Here is a 19,885-nt window from a genome sequence, read left to right as displayed (position 1 = left end):
GTGGCCGCCGGGCCGGTCACCCGGGGCCGGTCAGGCCGGCGCGGCGACGCCCTCGACCGGCGAGGGCAGCGCCGCCGCCGTCACCAGCCGGGTCGCGATCTCCGGGTACGCCGCCCAGTGCAGGCCGAGTTGGGAGGCGTGCACGCCCCGCCAGACGAAGCCCTCGGGCGTGCCGCCCTCCCAACCCCAGGCGGCCCGCTGCCCGGCCCGGGGGGTGAGCACCGCGCCGTGCTGCTTGTAGCCCACCACCGTCGCACCGGTACGGGCGACCGCGCTGTCGGACAGGGCGGTCGCCTCCCGGTAACCGACCACCAGACCGTCCCGGCTCACACCGATCGCGTCCAGCACCCCGCACATCGGCAGCCCGTCCAGCTCCCGGGCCAGCCACAGCAGGCCGGTGCCCTCGGCGATCACCGGACGGCCGGTGCGGGCCAGCTCGGCCACCGCGATGCAGAGCCGCCGGTTGGCCGACAGGTCCCGCGCGTACGACTCGGGCAGCGCGCCCCCGACGACCAGCGCGCGGGTGCCGGCGGGCAGCGCCTCGTCGCGCAGCGGGTCGACGGTGACCACCTGGGCCCCGGCGGCCCGCAGCAGCTCGGCGGTCTCCGGGTGGCTGTAGCTGCCGCCGGGGCCACCGGCGAGCGCCACCACCGGCGCGTCCACCGCCGGGGCGTCGGACACCGGCGACCAGGCCGGGACGGACAGCGCCGGGGCGGAACGGGCCAACCCGAGCAGGCGTTCCAGGTCGACCGTCCCGGCGACCGCCTCGCCGAGCCGGCGCACCGCCCGGGACGCCTCGGCGTCGCGACCGAGGACCGGCGCCACGCCGTGCCGGCGGGCGGGCAGCACCGGGGGCAGTTCGTGCCGGCGCAACGCGCCGTAGACGGGCATCCCGACGTCGTCGAGCGCCTCCCGGAGCATGGCCTCGTGCCGGCCGGAGGCGACCTGGGTGAGGATCACCCCACCCAACCAGAGCTGCTCGTCGTACGAGCGGAATCCGTGCACCAGGGCGGCCACCGACTGGCCCATCGCCGCCACGTCGATCACCAGCACGACGGGGCTGCGCAGCGCGGTCGCCACGGCGGCCGTGGACTCCGCCTCGGGGCGGCCCCCGACCGAGTCGTACAGCCCCATGGTGCCCTGGACCAGGGCCAACGCGGCACCCTGCGCACCGTACGCGAAGAGGGGCCCGAGCCGGTCGCCACCGATCAGCCGGGGGTCGAGGGTACGGCCGGGGCGGCCGGCGGCCAGGCCGAGGTAGGCGGCGTCGACGTGGTCCGGACCGACCTTGAACCCGGCGACGTCGAGCCCCCGTTCGGCGAGCGCGGCGAGCAGACCGACGGACAGCGCGTTGGTGCCGTGACCGGAGGACGGCGCGCTGAACACGAGGCGCGGCACGGCGGTCATCATCGACTCCTCGGTGGCGACGGGCGGTGGCTCGCGGACGGCCGGGAGGAACACCGGCGGCGATCCGCAGGCGTGACCATACCCGCCCCTGGCGACAGGTGGAGACCGCCGATCCGCACACCGTACGGGCCGGTGCCGGGCCGTCGCGCAGGGTGGCGTCGGTCATACGGGTAGCCTCGTGCTGTGTACCGGTTCCTGCTGACCCCACGCTGGCTGGGCATCCTCGCGCTGACCCTGGTCGCCGCCGCCGTCATGGTGCTGCTCGGCAACTGGCAGCTGGACCGCTACCGGGAACGTACCGCCGTCAACGAGCGGATCGACGCCGGTACCGCCGGCACCCCCGCGCCGCTGCGGTCGACGCTGCCGGCCCCCACCGGCGGCGCGGGCACCGTCGGCGCGGCCCCCGCCGCGCAGGCCGAGTGGAGCCGGGTCACCGCCACCGGCCGGTACGACGCCACGAACGTCATCCTGGTCCGGGGCCGGACGGTGGAGAGCAGGGTCGGCTTCGAGGTCCTCGTCCCGCTGGTGCTCGACGACGACACGGCCGTGCTGGTCGACCGGGGCTGGGTCCCCCCGGCACCCGGCGGCGCGCTGGCCATGCCCGAGGTGCCGGCGCTGCCGACCGGTCAGGTGACCGTCGTCGGCCGGGTGCACCCCACCGAGAGCGGCGGCAACGGCGTGGACCGGCGCGACGGCCGGTTGGAGACCCGGCGGGTGACCGTGGACAAGCTGGCCCGGGAACTGCCGTACCCGCTGCACGGGGCGTACCTGCTGCTCGACGAGCAGACCCCGGCGAACGACCCGGCGTTCCGGGCGGTGCCGATCGGGCACACGAACAACTGGCAGAACTTCGGCTACGTCGTCCAGTGGTGGTTGTTCGCCGCGATGACGCTCTTCGGCTACGGCTGGGTGGCCCGGCGGGAGGCCCGACGGGCCGCCGGCCTGGACGCGCCGAAGCCTCCCGTGGACCGGGCCGCCGAACCGGCCGCCTCCGCCTGACCGCCCGGCCCGGCTGGCCCGTGCGCGCCGCCCTGGCACCCCCGGGCGGCGAGCGGGTGCGGGCGGGTACCGGGTCAGCGTCGCATCATGGGTGCGCGTCCTTTCGAGCTGATGACGTCACGGCATCAGGCGGTGCTGCCGGGACCGCGCGGGCTCGGCCCACCACTCCCGGTCGGCAGTGACTCGTTGTCGTCATCACCTCGACAGGACCCACGACAGGCACCTGCCCGGCCGGGCAGACGGGCTGGCGGGAGCGGCACCGGGCGAACCCTCGGCGGGCCGGCGTGCTGCGGGCCGGTTCCGCGCCGGAACGCGGGGCGACGCCGGACGCTGTATGGTCCGCAGGATGTCCAACGCGCGTGAGGTGTCGTGGTGACCTCCGACCCCGCCCCGTCGTACCCGTCCGACCCGCCCGCCCCGTCCGGTCCGCCCACCCCGTCCGACCCGCCCACGCAGGCGAGCCCCGCCTACGATCCCTGGGCCCCGTCGCCGGACGCGCCACCGGCGTCGACGGCGTTCCCCGCGCCCCCGGCGGTGTTCCCCCCGGCACCGGCGCAGCAGACGCCTCCCACGGCCCCGTTCCCGACCACACCTCCCCCGGCGGTACCGGTCGACCCCTCCACCCCGTCGACCGCCGAGCCGTACCCGGGACCGCCGGCCCAGTTCTCCGCACCACCGGCGCAGTTCTCCGCACCGCCCGCACAGTTCTCCGCACCGCCCGCGAACTTCTCCGCACCACCGGCGCAGTTCTCGACGCCGCCGGCGGGGTTCCCGGCGCCGGCCGGGGTCGACCCGTACGCCGCGCCGATGGGCCAGCCGGGGCCGTACCCGCCGCAGTTCACCCCGCCGCCGGGGATGGCGGGTGGTCAGCAGGCGGCGGCGGTGCAGATCGGCGAGATCATGGTGAGTCCGCCGGTGATCCACACCCCGGCGGGCGCGATGCCCCTGGCCGGTGCCACCTGGTACGTCACCGACCACTGGCAGCGGGAGGAGAAGATCGCCAGTTGGGCGATCGTCTGCGCCATCCTCGGCTTCTTCTGCCTCACCATCTTCAGCCTGCTCTTCCTGCTGATCAAGGAGACCCGGTACCACGGCATGGTGCAGGTGACGGTGACCAGCGGCGGCCACCAGTACGTGGCCCGTATCCCGGTGGTCGACCAGGGGCAGGTGCAGCAGATCAACAACCAGGTCAACTACGCCCGTTCGCTGTCCACGCTCTGAACGATCGTCCCGCCGGGGTGGCTCAGTCGGTCGGTCGCCCGGCGTGCAGCGCCCGGACCGTGTCGATGGTGTCCGCCTCGGCGGCCGACTTGTCGTCGCGGTAGCGCAGCACCCGGGCGAACCGGAGCGCCACCCCGCCCGGATAGCGGGTGCTCGCGAGCACCCCGTCGAAGGCGATCTCGACCACCTGCTCGGGGCGGACCCGCACCACCCAGTCCCCGCGCTCCACGGCCAGCCCGAGGAAGCGTTCGGTCTGCCAGCGCAGCAGGTCGTCGGTGAGGCCCTTGAAGGTCTTGCCGAGCATCACGAACTCGCCGGTGCGCGGGTCCCGGGCACCGAGGTGGAGGTTGGACAGCCACCCCTCCCGCCGTCCGCTGCCCCACTCGACCGCCAGCACGACCAGGTCGAGGGTGTGCCGGGGCTTGACCTTGACCCAGGCGGTGCCCCGTCGACCGGCGTCGTAGGGCGCGTCCGGCGACTTGATCACCACCCCCTCCTGACCGGCGTCGAGCGCGGCGGCGAACACCGCACCGGCCTGCTCGGGGTCGGCCACCTCGGCCCGACCGACCAGCAACGACCCGTCGACCACATCGGCGAGCCGGGCCCACCGCTGCCGGCCCGGCAGGTCGATCAGGTCGTCGCCGTCGAGGTGCAGCAGGTCGAAGAAGTACGGCGTGAGCGCGGTCGCCTCGGCCAGCGGGGCCACGTCGGCCGCGCCGGTCGCACCGCTGGCGGAGGTGACCCCGGTGGCGGTGGCCCGCCGGGCCGCCCGGCTGGAGGTCTGCGGGAACGGCAGCGGGCGGCCGGCGGTGTCCAGCCCGATCGCCTCGCCGTCGAGCACCACGTCGCGGACCGGCAGGGCGCGTACGGCGGCGACCACCCCGGGCAGCCGGGCGGTGATCTCGTCGAGGCTGCGGGTGAAGACCGCGACGTCGTCGCCGGAGCGGTGCACCTGGATGCGGATGCCGTCGAGTTTGACGTCGACCACGGCCGGCACCCCGGTCGCCTGGAGCGCGGCGTCGACCGAGGGGGCGCTCTGGGCCAGCATCGGCGCGAGCGGGCGGCCCACCTGGAGCCCGAATCCGGCCAGCGCGGCGGCCCCACCGGTGCGGGCGGCCAGCGCGACGGCCCGCAGGTCACCGGCGAGCAGCAGGGCGCGACGGACCGCCGTCACGGGGACCTCGGCGGCCTTGGCGATGGCGTCGGCGAGCAGGCCCGCCTGGGCGCCCTGACGCAGCTCGCCACGGAAGAGTGCGACCAGCAGCCGCTGCTCGTCGACGGTGGCGGCACCGAGGAGGGCGGCGAGCAGGTGCCGGCGGCGGGCCTGGGAACCCGGTCCGTGCACGGCGGCGATCTCGTCGATCGCCGCGTCGACGGCGGCCACGGTCAGGGTCGGCTCGGCGGCCGGCGGCGGCAGGTCGCGCAGACTTGCCCAGCCCACACCGGTCTGCCGCTGACGCAGCTCACCGGCGAGGTAGCCGGAGCCGACCGACACCTCGGACAGGTCGAGCGCCCGCAGCGCGCCGGCCAGCAGCTCCACCTTGGCCCGCCGGCCGGTGGTGGCCGCGACGGCCGCGGAGGTGGCTGCCAGGTCGAGGAACCGCACGCACCTCATCCTGCCAGCCACCCCCGACATCGCCCGGGTATTGCCGTACCCGGGCCGTCCCGATCCGGCCGTCCTCCCCAGTGGCACCGGGTGTGACCACCCGGTGCCACGGCTCAGACCGAGACGGGTTCCTCTATGCGCAGCCCACGGGCGCGGACGCCGTCGGCGACCCGGGACAGCACGCCGTCCAGGGCGACCAGCACGGCCGAGAGCTCGCCGAGCTGTTCCTTGAGCGTGTCCTCGGGCCACGCGGAGACGTCGACGTCCCCCAGAGCGCTCACGGCGGCTTCCAGCCGCGTCATCACGTCGTTCGTACGCATGTTCGAAAGGCTATACCAGGTGCGCGAACGACACGCCGCAAACCGCGACATCGACCCCGACGTTATGGTTCCGCGACCTAACCGGCCCGTCGCCCCTGCCCGGCCACGTTCGCCAGCAGCAACGCCTCGGCCAGGCAGACCCGGGCGAACTCGCCGAGGTGCAGGCTCTCGTTGGGGCCGTGTGCCCGCGCGTGCGGGTCCTCCACCCCGGTCACCAGGATCGCCGCCTGCGGGAACATCTCCTGGAAGGTGGCGATGAACGGGATCGAACCCCCGACGCCGATGTCCACCGGCTCGGTGCCGTCCCAGGCGGCCCGGAAGGCGGCGCGGGCGGCGTCGAACATCGGCCCCGACGCGTCGATGACACACGGGTCGCCGTCGTGCTCCAGGGTCACCGTCACCCGGGCACCCCACGGCGCGTGCCGTTCCAGGTGGGTACGCACCGCGTCGTACGCCCGCTTGGGGTCGTCGCCCGGCGCCAGCCGTACGCTCAGCTTGGCCTTCGCCGCCGGGACCAGCGCGTTGGGCGCCTCGCCGGTGGCCGGCGCGTCGATGCCGAGCACCGCCACCGCCGGCCGGGTCCAGAGCCGCTCGGTGATCCGGCCGGTGCCGATCAGCGCGACCCCCTCGACCAGCCCGGCCTCGGCCCGGAACCGGTCCTCCGGGTAGTCGACGGCGGCCCCCGCCCGGCCGGTCAGGCCCTCGACGGCCACGTCCCCGGCGTCGTCGTGCAGGGTCGCCAGCAGGCGGACCAGCGCGGTCAACGCGTCCGGCACGGCCCCACCGAACATGCCGCTGTGCACCGCGTGGTCCAGGGTGCGCAGCTCGACGAACAGGTTGACCACGCCGCGCAGCGAGGTGGTCAGGGCCGGCACGCCCACGTCCCAGTTGGTGGAGTCGGCGATCACGATGACGTCCGAGGCGATCTCCTCGCGGTGCTCGGCGAGCAGCCGCTCCAGCGAGTCCGAGCCGTACTCCTCCTCGCCCTCGATGAACAGCACCACGCCGACCGGAAGCTGGTCGCCGAAGGCGCGCAGGGCGGCGACGTGCGCCATGATGCCGGCCTTGTCGTCGGCCGCGCCGCGCCCGTAGAGACGGCCGTCCCGCTCGACCGGCTCGAACGGCTCGGACTCCCACAGCGACAGGTCGCCGACGGGCTGCACGTCGTGGTGGGCGTACATGAGCACGGTGGGTGCGCCGGGCGGGGCGGCCTTCGTCCCGATCACGGCGGGCTGACCGCCCGACCGCACGATCCGCACGTCGAGACCGCAGCCGCGCAGCAACTCGGCGACCGCCTCGGCGGAGCGCTCGACGTGCGAGTGGTCGAACCCCTCGAACGCGATGCCGGGGATGCGGACGAGACGTTCCAGGTCGGCACGGACCCCGGGCAGTTCCCGCGCGACGGCGGCCCGTACCTCGGACTCGGACATGATCGGTGAGGTCATGACCGGCATCGTATGCCGGCCTTACCGCGAGCCACCCGGCGAGCCGGAACCCGCGGTCGGGCCGGGCCGGCGACCGACCGCGGCCGCCGGCCCGACGGCCGGGCCGGGCGCACCGGCGGGAGTCGGGCGGCGGACGTAGTAGTGGTCCGGGTCGTGCGGCAGGGTCGGCGCGCCGTCGACCACCAGGTCGACCGCGTCGGCGGTCCGGTCGACGGCGAAGTGGGCCTCCTCCCCCGCGTGCCAGCGCCGCAGCTCCGCCAGCAGGTGCGCGCCGTCGCGGTCCAGCGCGCGCCGCAACCGCACCGGACCCGGCGCGGTGACCTGCACCGACAGGGTCAGCTCCGGGCGGATCGCCGCCCGCGCGGCGCTCACCCCCTCCAGCAGCAGCACCGGCGCGACCGGCACCGGCACCTCGCGGGGCAGGAACGCCCGGCGCACCCAGCTGTACCGCCGGTAGGAACCCGGTCGCCCGTCCCGCAGCGGGGTGAGCACCCGTTCCTCCAGCCGGGTCCAGAAGGTGAACTGGTCGTCCCAGCCGTCGAGCAGGTCGTCGGTGTGCACCACCGGTGGCCGTCCGCCGTCGGGCAGGCCGGCCAGGGCGTCCGCGAGGCGCGCGGTGAAGACGCTCTTGCCCGCGCCGCTGGGTCCGTCGACGGCCACCAGTCGGGTACGCCCCAACCGCGCCGGCCCGGCGAGCACCCGCCGGGCCAGCGTCGCGTACGCCTCGACCAGCGCCACCGTCACACAGGTGACGCTAGTGGGTGTCCCCCGTGAGCCTGGTTCCGCCGTGGGGAGTGAGGTTCGTCGGGCGGCGCGGTGGACGCCGGGGCATGATCTGGACGTGCTCAATGACGTGATGAGTCCCGGCGTGGACGCTCTGCTGGAACAGGCCCGGGCCGGGCTGCGCCGGTTGAGTCCTCACCAGACGGTCGAGGCGGTACGGGCGGGTGCGCTGCTGGTCGACACGCGTACCGAGGGGCAACGCCGGGAGCAGGGGGACCTGCCCGGCGCGATCGTCATCGACCGGACGGTGCTGGAGTGGCGGCTGGACCCGGCCAGCGAGTGGCGTATCCCCGAGGCGACCGGCTACGACCGGGAGATCGTGGTGGCCTGCCGGCACGGTTACAGCTCCAGCCTGGCGGCGGCGAGCCTGCAGGCGTTGGGCCTGCGCAACGCCACCGACATGACCGGCGGCGTGCAGGGGTGGCTGGAGGCCGGGTTGCCGCTGTCCGACCAGCCCGCCGACGTGCGCCGCTGACGACCGGCCCCGGTACGACGACGGCCCGACCGACCTGCCTGGCCCCGGACCGGCTGCCCGGCCGATGCGGGCACGGAGCCGCGGCCCAACCGCTGCGGGCACTGACCGGGTTTCCGGCCGGTGCGGGCGGGATGGTCAGGTCGTCGGTGGTGCGCCGGGTGGGATGAACGGCAGGTCGGCGGGAGCGCCGCTCTCGATGAGCCGCCACAGCGCGGCGGTGTCGAGGTGTTCCTCGACCAGGTCGCCGAGCAGGTCGAGGGAGCGTTCGCGGGCGGCGTCGAAGCTGGTGCCCGGTGCGACGGTGAAGCCATGCCGCCCGGCCGACCGGGCCACCTCGGTCAGGAACCGACGGCGGAACTCGTCGGACTCGAACGCGCCGTGCCAGTGGGTGCCGTGCACCGCGCCGAGCCGCGCGCCCTCGGGCCGGCCGTCGGCGTGGTGCAGCAGCGGCGGCAGGTCCGCGTCGGCGGTGGAGACGTACCCGTGGTGGATCTCGTAGCCGCGTACCGGGACGTCCGGCGCGGCGGTGCCGACGGCGGGGCGGACGGTCTTGACCGGGTCGAAGGTGATCTCGATGGGGAGCAGGCCCAGCCCGGGGACGCTGCCCCGGCGGCTCTCCACCGGATCGTGGATGGCGGTGGCCAGCATCTGGAAGCCGCCGCAGATGCCCAGTAACGGCCGGCCGGCGGCGGCGTGCGCGGTGACCGCCTCGGCGAGCCCGGTCTCCCGCAGCCAGGCCAGGTCGGCGACGGTGGACTTCGAGCCGGGCAGGACGACCAGGTCGGCGGCGGCCAGCTCGGCGGGCTCGACGGTGAGCCGGACCCGGACGCCCGGTTCGGTGGCGAGGGCCTCCACGTCGGTGGCGTTGCTGATCCGGGGCAGTCGGACCACGGCGATGTCGAGCCAGTCGGTGCCGCGCGGGGCGGCGGGCCGGCCGAGCACCCGGCCGTAGGCGAGCGAGTCCTCCGCGTCGAGCCACAGGTCCAGGTGCCAGGGCAGCACCCCGTAGGTGGGCCGGCCGGTCACCCGGTGCAGCATGTCGAGCCCGGGGCGGAGCAGGCCGAGATCACCCCGGAACTTGTTGATCACGAAGCCGGCGATCAGCGCCTGGTCGGCGGGGTCGAGCAGGGCCACCGTGCCGAACATCGAGGCGAACACGCCGCCCCGGTCGATGTCGCCGACCACGATCGTGGGGAGACCGGCGTGCCGGGCGAGCCCCATGTTGACGTAGTCGCCGGCCCGCAGGTTGATCTCGGCGGGGCTGCCCGCGCCCTCGCAGATCACCACGTCGTAGGTCGTCCGCAGCTCGGCCAGGGCCGCGTACGCCGTCTCGGCGAGTTTCGGACGCAGGGCCCGGAAGTTGCCGGCGGTGACCGTGTCGACGGCCTCGCCGAGCAGCACCACCTGACTGGCCAGGTCACTGCCGGGCTTGAGCAGCACCGGGTTGAACCGCAGGTCGGGAACGAGCCCGCAGGCGGCGGCCTGCATCGCCTGGGCCCGCCCGATCTCGCCGCCCCGCCCGTCCGGACCGACCACCACTGCGGAGTTGTTGGACATGTTCTGTGCCTTGAACGGGGCCACGGCGACGCCGGCCCGGTGCAGCCACCGGCAGATGCCGGCGGTGAGCACGCTCTTGCCCGCGTCGGAGGTGGTGCCCGCGACGAGCAGCCCGCCGCTCACCGCCCACGCCCCCGGTCGTCGACCCCGGCCACGGCCGGTACGCCGACGGCCCCGGACGCCCCGGAGGCCCACGCGGGCCGCCGCACCCCGGCGGCCCGACCACGTCCGACCGCCGCTGCCGACCATCCGGTGAGCCGACGCAGTGGGCGACCCCACAGCGCGCCACCGGCGGCGGCGACCAGCCGGCCCCCGGTCGTCGGCCAGGCCGCCGCCAGCGCGAGGGCGGCCAACCCGACCGTGCCGGAGAGCCGGGCGGCCCGCTTCAGGTGCCGGGCCTCGGGGCGTGGGCCGTCGCCGAGGAACGGGCGTACCTCGGACCGCCCGAAGTAGACGTTCCGGCCGCCGAGCCGGACGCCCAGCGCACCGGCCATGGCCGCCTCGCACTGCCCGGCGTTGGGGCTGGGGTGGTCGTTGCGGTCCCGACGCCAGACCTGCCAGGCCCGCTCCCGGTCGCCGTGCACGGTGGACGCGGCGGCCACGGTGAGCAGCCCGGTCAGTCGGGCCGGCACCAGGTTGAGCAGGTCGTCGAGCCGGGCGGCCGGGGTGCCGAACCGGGCGTAGCGCGGTGACCGGTGCCCGACCATCGCGTCGAGGGTGTTGGCCGCCCGGTAGCCGAGCAGGCCGGGCAGCCCGGCGAGGGCGCCCCAGACCAGCGGCGCGACGACGGCGTCGGAGGTGTTCTCGGCCACCGACTCGACGGTGGCGCGGGCCAGCTCGCCCTCGTCGAGCCGGGACGGGTCCCGACCGCAGAGGTGTCCGAGCCGGTGCCGGGCCGCCGGCAGGTCACCGGCGCGCAGGGCCGTGCCCATCACGGTCGCCTCGTGGCGCAGGGTCCGCCCGCCGAGCACCGTCCAGGTGCCGGCGGCCACGGCCAGGGCGCGGGCCACCGGGTGTCGCCGGGTGGCCCGGCTGACCGCCGCCCCGAGCAGCACCGGCCCGCCCACCGCGACGGCGGTGAAGAGCACCCCCGCCCGGCGGTCGGCGCGGTAGACCCGCCGTTCCAGGGCACCGGCGGCCCGGCCGAAGCCGGCCACCGGATGCCAACGCCGTGGATCGCCGAGCAGGCTGTCCAGCGCGTACCCGGCCACCAGCCCGACCGTGTCCGCCGTCGCCGTGCGTCGCCCCACCCGTCACCACCTCCGGCCGGCCAGCCTAGTCGTACGGCGGGGTGACCACGTCGCCGTCGCCACCCCGCCCCCGTTCCGTACGAACCGGAACCCGTGCCCCTTCCCCGGCACGGGTTCCGGGGCGCGCCCACACCCGGTGCGGGCACCCGTGGGGTGTTTCTCAGGCCGGAACCGGCACCCGCCCCCGGCCACGCCGGCCCCGGCCCGCCGGACCGAGGGCCACCTCGCCCGGGGTCGGGACGACCGTGCCCTGCGCACCGGCCGGCCCCTCGTCGCCGGGGCCGTTCTCCCCCTCCGGCCGGTTCCCGCCGCCCGGACCGTCCTCACCGCCCGGACCGCCCTCACCACTCGGAGCGCCCCCGTCGCCTGGGCCGCCCTCGTCGCCCGGCCGGTCCCCGCCGCCGGACCGCATCGCCGGTTCGTCGTCGGGCAGCGGGGCCAGGTCGTCGTCGGGTTCGTCGTCGAACGGGTCGGCCGGCGGGACGTACCCGCTGCCCGGCAGGTCGTGGCCGGCGCGCGGGAGACCGAATCCGGACAGGTCGAAGTCGTCGTCGAGGGGGCGGTCGTCCGGCGCGGCGGGCACCTGGTCGGCCGGCACCGGCTCGGTCGGCTCGCCGTGCACCCGCTGGGCCGCCGCCGCGTCCTCCACCGTGCTGGTGGCCATGCTCGGCCGGTTGCGCAGGAAGCGGGACCGGCCCCGGGACAGGTCGTGCCCGACCGCGACCGCCTCCAGCTCGTAGAGCACCCGGTGGTTGCCGGCGTCGTCGGTCCAGTCGCGGGTGTAGAGCCGTCCCGCGACCACCACCGGGTCGCCGACCATGACCGAGGCGGCCACCCCCTCGGCCAGCTTGCGCCAGCAGTTGACCCGGACGCGCAGACTGTTGCCGTCCACCCACCGACCGCTGTCCCGGTTGAGGCGGCGGGCGGTCGAGGCCACCTTGAAGTTGGCGACCAGGGTGTTGCTCTGCGCCGTACGACGCCATTCCGGCGCGGTCAGCACGTTGCCGACGATCGTGACGTAGGTATCGAACATCGTCCCCTCCCAGGGGCCTGTGGATGCGGTGGCGAGTCGACTCGGGACCGAGCCTGGCCGGTACGACACGGCGACGCGAGGCCCCGACCCCGTCCTGTGGACAACCGGAGCGCCTGTGGACGACCACCTGATCAAGGTCCCGATGTGCTAGGCCATCAGGCCCTGGGATGGCCCGACCGGCCGGGACGAGGATCAGGGGGCGGAGCCGATCCCACCCCTCGGGTCACGACGACAGGGGAAGGTGGCGTCACCCGGAGTGAGGTCGACCCCGGCTGGGTAAAGAGTTGATCACCCAGGCACCACCAGGCACGACGTCCGACGAGAAAGGCAACGCTGATGATTCGGACCCCGTTGCGTACGACCGGCTCCGTCCGCACCGAGCGGGAGGTGCGGCGATGAGCGCGGTGGCGAACCCGGCGACCGTGGCCGAGTGCCTACGGATGGGCGCGGGCTTCTCCCAGGGCGACCGGAACTGGATCGTCGAGCAGTTCGGCACCCTGGACGCCCGGCTGGCCGCCTTCCACGCCGACGCCACCGAGCTGGAGGTGTCGGTCAAGGACCGGGAGGCGCGCGGGCAGAAGGTCACCCTGGAGTGCTGGATCGCCGGCCGCCAGAAGATCGTCACCACGTCGAGCGAGGAGGACCTGCGGGCCGCCCTCAACGACGCCCGGGACGACCTGCGCCGCAAGCTCAACGACGCCAAGACCAGGCAGGAGCCCCGGCACAACAAGCACATCCGGGAGATGGCCCAGCCCACCCCCGCGCCGGATCTCGACGCCGACGGGAACCTCGACCGGGTGGACGCCGAGACCGCCTGACCGGACACCGGGCCGTTCCCCTCTCCCGCCGGAGGGGAACGGCCCGGCTCGGACTGCCCGCCAGCGTCCGGACAGCGGTTGAGCGGGCTGCGCCGACGCCGTCCCCACGACGTCCGACCCGGGGCTACCGCCGGGTAGCCTGCGGGCGTAGCGTCGCGGTCGTGGAACAGGACGTGCTGGGGCCGCCGTACGAGCGGCAGACGATCGACCTGGGCACCGACGACGAGGGTCCGGTGGTCGCGACCCTGGTCCGGCGGCGCGCCGACCGCCCGACCGGCCGGGCGGTGCTCTACGTGCACGGCTTCGTCGACTACTTCTTCCAGACCCACCTGGCCGACTTCTACGCCGAGCGCGGCTGGGACTTCTACGCCCTCGACCTGCGCAAGTACGGCCGTAGTCTGTTACCCCACCAGACCCCGAACTTCTGCCGCGACCTGAGCGACTACTTCCCCGAGCTGGACGCCGCCGCGAAGATCATCCGCGACGAGGACGGGCACGACACCCTGCTCGCCATGGGCCACTCCACCGGCGGCCTGATCATCTCGCTGTGGGCACACGCCCGCCGCGACGCCGCAGCGGTCGACGGGCTCGTCCTCAACAGCCCCTTCTTCGACCTCAACGCCCCCTGGCTGGTCCGTCGACCCCTCGCGGCCGCCGTCTCCCGGCTGGGCCGTCGCGCGCCGCACCGCATCCTCCCCTTCGGCCTGGGCACCGTGTACGGCGAGAGCCTGCACGCCGAGCATCGCGGCGAGTGGACGTACGACCTGGCCTGGAAGCCGCTCGCCGGGTTCCCCGTCCGGGCCGGCTGGCTGACCGCGATCCGCGCCGCCCAGCGGCAGCTCCGCGCCGGGCTGGACATTCCCGTCCCCGTGCTGGTGGCCTGCTCGACCCGGAGTTTCCGGGGCACCCGCTGGCACGACTCGGCGGCCCTGGCCGACGCGGTGCTGGACGTGGAGCACATGGTCCGCTGGGCGCCCCGGCTCGGCCGGCACGTGACCGTGGCCCGCTTCGACGGCGGCAAGCACGACCTGGTCCTCTCCGGCCCCGCCGTACGCGAACGGGTCTTCGCCGAGGTCGGCCGGTGGGCCGACGCGTTCCTCGATGCCGGCCCCACCCTGCCGGACGCCGATCACCCCCCGGCCGCGCCCGCTACCTCCTCCGGCCCTGAGCCCGGGGCCTCCGGGTCGATGATCGACTCATCTGAGCCGATGCAGCGCTAACCGTCAGGCGGGATGACGCCACATCGGCCCACTTGAGTCGATCAAGCCGCCTGGACAGGCAGGGCGGGCGGCGGTCAGGAGGTGGGCAGGGCGGCGAGCACGCGGTCGAGCGTCGCCACCGGGTGGCCGCCTCCGGGCACTTCGTCGCTGGACGCTTCGCGGCTGGGCGCTTCGCCGTTGGGCGCGTCGTCGGCGGGCGCTTCGTCGGCGGGTAGGAGCACGCCGAGGCAGCGCAGGCCGACCTCCCCGGCAGCGTCGGAACGTACCCCGAAGACTGGAGCGCCGACGTAGCCGGCGGGGAGCGCGGCGGTGATCCGCAGCCGGTCGCCGTCGCGGACGGCCCGCTCGACGGCGACCTCCAGCGGTCGGCTGCCGTCGCCGCCGACGCCGAGGGCCAGCACGATCGCGGTGACCGGCCCGGCACCGAACGCGTCGAGATCGTCCGCCGTCACGGCGACCGCGGCGGGCACCGGCTGCACCCGCCACCGCCAGCCCTGCCCGGCGGCGTACCCGTGCAGCTCGCCGGTGGGCAGGGCCGCCACGCCGAGCCGCGCGTCCCGGTTCCAACCCGCCGGCAGATCCGCCAGCGGCAGCGACGCGCCCGCCACGCCGGCCGGCTCGGTGACACTGGACCGCAGGCCGAGCCGCTGCGCCTGCCCGGCGACCACGTCGGCGGTGAGCAGGAACTCGCCGGCCGGATGGCCGAGGAAGAAGGCGGTGCCCGGGTCGCCGGCCGTGTCGACCGGCAGGATGGCACGGCCCAGGAGCTGGCACAGCTCGTAGGCGACCTCGTCTTCGGCGTCGGGTTCCAGTAGCACGGACCCGAGGGTACGGCCCGCCGCGCCGGGCGGAAGAGGGGTGCCCGGATCGGGGGTGCCGTGCGACGCTGATCACGCGTGTCCGGATGCGACCCGTTCCGCCGTACGGCGGGGGGTCGGCGGTACCCTCTTGGCGCGACACGTACGCCGCGCGCCCGTAGCTCAGCGGATAGAGCAGGGGACTTCTAATCCCAAGGCCGCAGGTTCGAATCCTGCCGGGCGCACCGCTACGTTCCCCTTCTGATCAGCTCGCTTGGGGCCACTCGGGGAGCCATCGAGCTACTGTCGGCCCTCTGCCAGGCATGAAGCGGCAACGCGGCGAGATCACGAAGCTCCCCAGAGGGTCACTCCGCGTAAGGGTCTATACGGATAACTTTCGCGCCGCAGCGGCAGGAGACAGCCGGTCACCTCCGCTGATCGTGCGCCTTGGCCTCTAATGTCGTGGATTTGGGTGAACCTGCCGCATGCGTGCCTTCTGGCAGGGCAGGCCACTCGCCGCGACGTGAGCGCGACCACCACCAATGGACGGAACGAATCCATGACGCCGGACGGTACCAATGCATCTTCGGCTCGATCGGGTGCCTTGCGACTCCGAGGTCTATTCGGCACAAGAGAGTGAAGTCGAGCATTGCAGCACCAAGAGCTGATTGTCGTTCGGCCCATGACGCATCGTCACCCACTTCGACCTCAGCTAGGTCGCCGACGCAAACCGCAACTCGCTCCGCCGCATCAGCCACGCGGGTCGGCGCGACAAGTCGAAGAGATCCGAAGGCACCCAAGAAATCAGCCTGCGAAGCCATCGACGACTCAAGCAGTCGCTGGAACATCTTGTGGTAGTAGTTGATCCTGGGACGCGCAAACGGTTCGATCGCCCGCACTGAGATCATGCCGGTGACGATCGACCAGACGGATGCTGTGAAGTGTTCATAAGCCGCAGTACGAATCGTGGGCGGTAGGCGGCCACCTTGGGCCAACTTCGGGAGCTGTTTGATAGCCGCACTGATCGCCGCCTTGAGGACGACTCCTCCGGCCACTGGTTCCATGCCGTGCAGTCTGATACCCGTCTGCAATGGACGCAGGCCTAGGGGGCCACCGGACGACACCGGCACAAACCAGCCGGTTAGCCGGCGGTCTAGCGGGGCCTGCCCGTCCGGAAGCACAGGGGCCCAAATCCCTGCGCCTCGACCCTGCGACTGGGCACTAACCGGCGATCGTGGAAGCCAAGCTGGCCGCCCGCGTCGCCGGCAAGACGGCCGAGAAGGCCGCCATCGCCGCGAACGCCGACACCTCCGGCCGAGACACCCTGCTCGCCGAAGCGACCGCCGCCGCGATGAACGCCGACGCCGTCACCGTCCCTGTCCTGCCGCAACTGATTGCCGACGACGTCACCAGCGAGGAAGCCGCATCCCTGCTCGCCGAGCAGGGCGGACGCCTCGCCGTGCTCTCCCCGGAAGGCGGCATCTTCGCCACCATCGCCGGCCGTTACTCCGGCACCCCCAACTTGGAAGTGTTCTTGAAGGGCCACGCTGGGGACATGCTGCGCGTCAACCGTCGCTCCCGCGCCCCGGAGCACGTCGAGCACCCCGCGCTTACCCTCGGCCTGGCCGTACAACCCGACGTGCTGCGCGACATCGCCGACATGCCCGGCTTCCGGGGCAAAGGGCTGTTGGCCCGAATCCTGTTCAGCCTGCCGGAAAACACGGTCGGCCGTCGAAAGGTCGGTGCCGACCCGGTACCCGAACCCATCGCCGCCGCCTACGCCGCCAACCTCGGCGCGCTGGTCGCCACCCTCGCCGAATGGACCGACCCCGCCGCACTTCCACTCACCCCGGAAGCCAACGATCGCGTGTTGGACATCGAACGCGCCGTAGAGCCGCGCCTCGCCCCCGGCGGGGCGTGGGGACACATTGTGGACTGGGGCAGCAAGTACACCGGCGCAGTGGTCCGCCTTGCCGGGCTGATCCACCTCGCCGAACATCTGCGCGACGGATGGGGCAAGCCGGTCACGGCTGAGACGGTCGAGCGGGCCGCACTGCTCCGCGACTACTTCGCCGCTCACGCCCTGGCCGCCTTCGACGACATGGGCACCGACAAGAGCACCCGGTACGCCCGACTCGCGCTCGCCTGGATCGAACGCACCGGCTCGACCACGTTCACCAAGAAGGAGCTGTACCGGGCCGTCCGCAGCCAGATCCCCACCGCCGCCGACCTCGACCCCGTGCTCTCCCTACTGGAAATCCACGGGTACGTGCGCCAGCTCGACCTGCCGGCCCGGACCGGTGCCGGACTGCCACCGTCGCCCGCGTTCCTCGTCCACCCCGACGTACACCAGACCACCGGCACCATCCACGCCCTACCCGCGACGGTCAGCCGCAGACCCGCGTAACCCGCTGGTCTAAATGGCCGCAATGGCAGAAACCCCGCTGAGTCGGGGTTTCTGCCATTCTCGCCATTTTGACCAGCGACCGATTGCTGCCGCCGCGCCCGCCCACTGCTGCGAGCGGCGGCCCTTCTCGTCGTCCCGCTGGTCTCCGGCCAGATCGGATGGACGACAACGCTAGGTTGGGCGGTTCCCCTTGCGTCCCTCCCGCAGCCAGGCGATAACACTGCCCGCTGCGACCAGCGTGCAGGCTCCGAAGGTCACGGGCACCCACCACGGCCCGTCCGGGTCCGCCGCCGAAGCGACTGTCAGCGATAGGCAGAGGAGAGCGAGCACCGACCAGGCGATTGGAAACCAGGGCTTACGTCGCTGAGCTGCCAAAACGAACCCCTCCCATAGATCCAGGCTCCGGCAGTGATCCGCCTCAGTCTATGGGCTACCCGTGCAAAATCAGCTTGAGAACCAGGTAGATCGGGCCAGAGGGAGGCACGCCACGAGCGCGACCATGCGGTGTACCTGGCCTACCCCGTCCTACGTATTGCCCTGTACACCCCTTGTTTGCCGCTCTACCGGGCTCGGAAGTAGAACGGCAGGTGCTTCAGTCAAGGCAGATTGAGGGCTGCCAAGCTTGGCAAGGTCGGTCAGGATACGAGACGTGATGACTACACGGACAGCGGCAAGGGTGCTCGTCGTCGGCGGTGCGACGCTGTTCGCAGCGGCAGTGTTGGTCGACGCCCGAGCCTGGCACTGGACGATTTGGCAGACAATGTGGACAGTCGCGTCCGGGCATGTCGTCCTACTCGCAGCGGGTGTGCCTGCACTCATCCTCCTGGCGGCGGGCGCTTGGTCCCATCGACCCTTCCATGTTGCACGCGGCGAAGAGGACAAGCCTGCGGTGCAGTTTCCGTGGCTTCTGTCGAACCGAGGGGTACTTGCCAGCGCGGTGTTGGTGGCTGTGATCGGCGCTGCCCTGCTTGGCACAATGTTGGCCATTGCTGCTGGAGAGGCTGGAATCGAAAGAGCCAGGCTACAGATTGAGGCATTGAAGTACGGCCTCGGCTTCTTCGCCGCAGCTGGCGCAGTTGCAGCATTGCTGCTCGGGGTTCGACGGCAAATGCTCGCTGAACACACCCACCAGCTCGCCTTGGAAACCCAACGGCTATCTGAGCGAACTCACCAGCTCGCCTTGAAGGCGCAGAAGCACACTGAGACTGATGCTGCCGAGCGTCGCGTCACTGAGCTATACACCAAAGCTGTCGAACAACTCGGCCACTCAGATGCCGCCGTGCGACTTGGAGGGCTGTACGCACTGGAACGCGTCGGCCAGAATGATCAAGGGCGACAGCAGACCGTCGTGAATGTTCTATGCGCCTACCTGCGCATGCCGTATGACGACGCACCTACGCACGAGGGAGATCAATCAGGTTCCGACTCGCCAGAAGACTTGTCAAGACGGCAATTAGCGCTCGGTGAGTTGCAAGTACGCCTGACCGCCCAGAGGATCCTGGCACGACACCTTCGCCGCACCGAAAACCCCGATGACCAGAAACATCACCCTAGCTTCTGGGAACACATGCATCTCGATCTCAGAGGGGCCACCCTTTTGGCCTTCGGAATTAACGATGCGGACGTGATTAGGGCAGACTTTCGACGCTGCACCCTACTCGGCGGCTTCTGGTGCCAGGGGGCAAGGTTTAGAGAAGGGGCACGATTTGACAACGCCACATTCAAGGGCATAGCTAGATTACAAGAGGCGAAGTTCGGCAGCGGCACATCGTTCATTGGAACGACGTTCAATGAAACCACGCGATTCGATAAGGCCATCTTTCAGGCTAGCGTTTCCTTCACGGGGGCAACCTTCGAGAAAATCGCTAGATTTTCGCGCGTTCAGTTCGCTGCCGCGGCCCGATTTCCTTCAGCGAAATTCGTGCGTCGAGTCGAACTCAAGGGTTCTACGATCTTGAACCAGGATCCTACCAATAGAAGCATTTTGCCCTCCGGCTGGAAACTAGTTCACGGCACTCCACTATCGCAAATCCGGCCGTCAACCGCCTTGCACCCTGCCAGCGGCGCACCCAAGCCCGAAGGCGCAAATGATGAAGTATCCAACTCGGATGCCGGATAACTTCCCTAGCCTCATTGCCAATCTCTCGTTTTGCGGCGGCCCACCGGACTCCCGCTCTCCTCGCCAGCCGCCGGGCATGAGGCGTGAAGGCCGCAGAACGGCAGCGGCCAGCGCGCGCCCAGGCGGTGCGGGCGGCCCGCTGCAGGCCGTCTTGAGAAAGAACAGAAGTTCGAACTGGATTCTGGTGAGGCATCGTCGCAGGCTGAGACCTCCAACATGGCACGGAGAGTTACCACGCTTCGGTCACCTCCGACCCCGTCGTCCCGATGGGCATGGAGCTATTCGTGGTGCGAAATCGAGTCGACTGCAGAAAGTCAAGCACCCCCGTGAAGGCATTTCCGCAGCTAGAGAAGCTACTGGAACCAGGGATCATGATGTGAATACCATTTCTAATCCCAAGGCCGCAGGTTCGAATCCTGCCGGGCGCA

14 protein-coding genes, 1 tRNA gene and 3 pseudogenes are annotated in these 19,885 nt (G+C 72.4%); 8 read left to right on the top strand and 10 right to left on the bottom strand.

Annotated elements, in window-relative coordinates; all coding sequences use genetic code 11:
• Positions 1 to 30: 30 nt before the first annotated feature.
• Entirely contained in the window at positions 31 to 1,461 is a 1,431-nt protein-coding gene (locus ACN265_RS05110; protein ID WP_421406210.1) for a cobyrinate a,c-diamide synthase, read from the bottom strand.
• Positions 1,462 to 1,590: 129 nt separating this feature from the next.
• On the opposite strand from ACN265_RS05110, the gene ACN265_RS05105 reads away from it, so the two are divergent.
• Positions 1,591 to 2,406 (top strand): SURF1 family protein, encoded by an 816-nt coding sequence (locus tag ACN265_RS05105; protein WP_357928042.1) that lies wholly within the window; start codon positions 1,591 to 1,593, stop codon positions 2,404 to 2,406.
• Between the two features lie 372 nt (positions 2,407 to 2,778).
• A complete protein-coding gene (locus ACN265_RS05100; RefSeq protein ID WP_421406209.1) occupies positions 2,779 to 3,627 on the top strand; it encodes a hypothetical protein in 849 nt (282 codons plus the stop codon).
• A 22-nt stretch (positions 3,628 to 3,649) separates the two neighbouring features.
• Here the strand turns inward: ACN265_RS05100 and ACN265_RS05095 are convergent, their stop codons facing one another.
• The 4 genes and pseudogenes from ACN265_RS05095 to ACN265_RS05080 all read right to left on the bottom strand — a co-directional run.
• Positions 3,650 to 5,242, bottom strand: a complete 1,593-nt coding sequence (locus tag ACN265_RS05095; protein WP_421406207.1) for an ATP-dependent DNA ligase — start codon at positions 5,240 to 5,242, stop codon at positions 3,650 to 3,652.
• A 104-nt stretch (positions 5,243 to 5,346) separates the two neighbouring features.
• Complete coding sequence (locus ACN265_RS05090) at positions 5,347 to 5,553, bottom strand: hypothetical protein (RefSeq protein ID WP_088646578.1); 207 nt, start codon at positions 5,551 to 5,553, stop codon at positions 5,347 to 5,349.
• 77 nt (positions 5,554 to 5,630) lie between these two features.
• Complete coding sequence (locus ACN265_RS05085; protein ID WP_357928129.1) at positions 5,631 to 6,983, bottom strand: dipeptidase; 1,353 nt, start codon at positions 6,981 to 6,983, stop codon at positions 5,631 to 5,633.
• A 129-nt stretch (positions 6,984 to 7,112) separates the two neighbouring features.
• Positions 7,113 to 7,920 (bottom strand): annotated as a pseudogene (locus tag ACN265_RS05080) (uridine kinase family protein); the annotation flags it as partial.
• Here ACN265_RS05080 and ACN265_RS05075 point away from each other — a divergent pair.
• Entirely contained in the window at positions 7,855 to 8,256 is a 402-nt protein-coding gene (locus ACN265_RS05075) for a rhodanese-like domain-containing protein (RefSeq protein ID WP_204928144.1), read from the top strand. The pseudogene ACN265_RS05080 and the gene ACN265_RS05075 overlap by 66 nt on opposite strands.
• A gap of 135 nt (positions 8,257 to 8,391) precedes the next feature.
• On the opposite strand, the gene ACN265_RS05070 is transcribed toward ACN265_RS05075, so the two are convergent.
• From ACN265_RS05070 to ACN265_RS05060, 3 genes and pseudogenes are all read right to left on the bottom strand, one after another.
• Positions 8,392 to 9,936 carry a cobyric acid synthase gene (locus tag ACN265_RS05070; RefSeq protein WP_421406204.1) on the bottom strand — a complete coding sequence of 515 codons (1,545 nt, stop codon included), beginning with the start codon at positions 9,934 to 9,936 and terminating at the stop codon, positions 8,392 to 8,394.
• Between the two features lie 149 nt (positions 9,937 to 10,085).
• A pseudogene (locus tag ACN265_RS05065) lies at positions 10,086 to 11,063 on the bottom strand (cobalamin biosynthesis protein); the annotation flags it as partial.
• Positions 11,064 to 11,223: 160 nt separating this feature from the next.
• Positions 11,224 to 12,096 carry a single-stranded DNA-binding protein gene (locus ACN265_RS05060; RefSeq protein WP_421406202.1) on the bottom strand — a complete coding sequence of 291 codons (873 nt, stop codon included), beginning with the start codon at positions 12,094 to 12,096 and terminating at the stop codon, positions 11,224 to 11,226.
• A 395-nt stretch (positions 12,097 to 12,491) separates the two neighbouring features.
• On the opposite strand from ACN265_RS05060, the gene ACN265_RS05055 reads away from it, so the two are divergent.
• The gene (locus tag ACN265_RS05055; RefSeq protein ID WP_204928057.1) at positions 12,492 to 12,914 is read left to right on the top strand and encodes an HPF/RaiA family ribosome-associated protein; all 423 of its coding nucleotides are present in this window, start codon (positions 12,492 to 12,494) and stop codon (positions 12,912 to 12,914) included.
• A gap of 161 nt (positions 12,915 to 13,075) precedes the next feature.
• Positions 13,076 to 14,134, top strand: a complete 1,059-nt coding sequence (locus ACN265_RS05050) for an alpha/beta hydrolase (protein WP_421406200.1) — start codon at positions 13,076 to 13,078, stop codon at positions 14,132 to 14,134.
• Between the two features lie 74 nt (positions 14,135 to 14,208).
• Here ACN265_RS05050 and ACN265_RS05045 read toward each other — a convergent pair whose 3' ends face one another.
• Positions 14,209 to 14,952, bottom strand: a complete 744-nt coding sequence (locus ACN265_RS05045; RefSeq protein ID WP_421406198.1) for a hypothetical protein — start codon at positions 14,950 to 14,952, stop codon at positions 14,209 to 14,211.
• A gap of 151 nt (positions 14,953 to 15,103) precedes the next feature.
• On the opposite strand from ACN265_RS05045, the gene ACN265_RS05040 reads away from it, so the two are divergent.
• A tRNA-Arg gene (locus ACN265_RS05040) sits at positions 15,104 to 15,176 on the top strand.
• A 180-nt stretch (positions 15,177 to 15,356) separates the two neighbouring features.
• On the opposite strand, the gene ACN265_RS05035 is transcribed toward ACN265_RS05040, so the two are convergent.
• Positions 15,357 to 15,995, bottom strand: a complete 639-nt coding sequence (locus tag ACN265_RS05035; protein ID WP_421406196.1) for a hypothetical protein — start codon at positions 15,993 to 15,995, stop codon at positions 15,357 to 15,359.
• A 161-nt stretch (positions 15,996 to 16,156) separates the two neighbouring features.
• Between ACN265_RS05035 and ACN265_RS05030 the strand changes: the two are divergent.
• Both ACN265_RS05030 and ACN265_RS05025 read left to right on the top strand, forming a co-directional pair.
• Positions 16,157 to 17,338: pseudogene (locus ACN265_RS05030) on the top strand (YfjI family protein); the annotation flags it as partial.
• 676 nt (positions 17,339 to 18,014) lie between these two features.
• Positions 18,015 to 19,457: a pentapeptide repeat-containing protein gene (locus tag ACN265_RS05025; RefSeq protein WP_421406194.1), complete on the top strand. Its 1,443-nt coding sequence runs from the start codon at positions 18,015 to 18,017 to the stop codon at positions 19,455 to 19,457.
• Positions 19,458 to 19,885 lie beyond the last annotated feature (428 nt).

It is taken from the genome of Micromonospora sp. WMMD730 (genome assembly GCF_049178955.1).
GTDB classification, from domain to species: Bacteria; Actinomycetota; Actinomycetes; order Mycobacteriales; family Micromonosporaceae; genus Micromonospora; species Micromonospora wenchangensis.
This window is presented reverse-complemented; position numbering and strand designations above follow the sequence as displayed.

What these genes read in the sequence shown, in the direction of transcription:
- ACN265_RS05060 (WP_421406202.1), bottom strand. Translation starts at nt 12,096, where the DNA reads ATGTTCGATACCTACGTCACGATCGTCGGCAACGTGCTGACCGCGCCG.
- ACN265_RS05035 (WP_421406196.1), bottom strand. Translation starts at nt 15,995, where the DNA reads ATGGAACCAGTGGCCGGAGGAGTCGTCCTCAAGGCGGCGATCAGTGCG.
- ACN265_RS05055 (WP_204928057.1), top strand. Translation starts at nt 12,492, where the DNA reads ATGAGCGCGGTGGCGAACCCGGCGACCGTGGCCGAGTGCCTACGGATG.
- ACN265_RS05085 (WP_357928129.1), bottom strand. Translation starts at nt 6,983, where the DNA reads ATGTCCGAGTCCGAGGTACGGGCCGCCGTCGCGCGGGAACTGCCCGGG.
- ACN265_RS05075 (WP_204928144.1), top strand. Translation starts at nt 7,855, where the DNA reads ATGAGTCCCGGCGTGGACGCTCTGCTGGAACAGGCCCGGGCCGGGCTG.
- ACN265_RS05090 (WP_088646578.1), bottom strand. Translation starts at nt 5,553, where the DNA reads ATGCGTACGAACGACGTGATGACGCGGCTGGAAGCCGCCGTGAGCGCT.
- ACN265_RS05095 (WP_421406207.1), bottom strand. Translation starts at nt 5,242, where the DNA reads ATGAGGTGCGTGCGGTTCCTCGACCTGGCAGCCACCTCCGCGGCCGTC.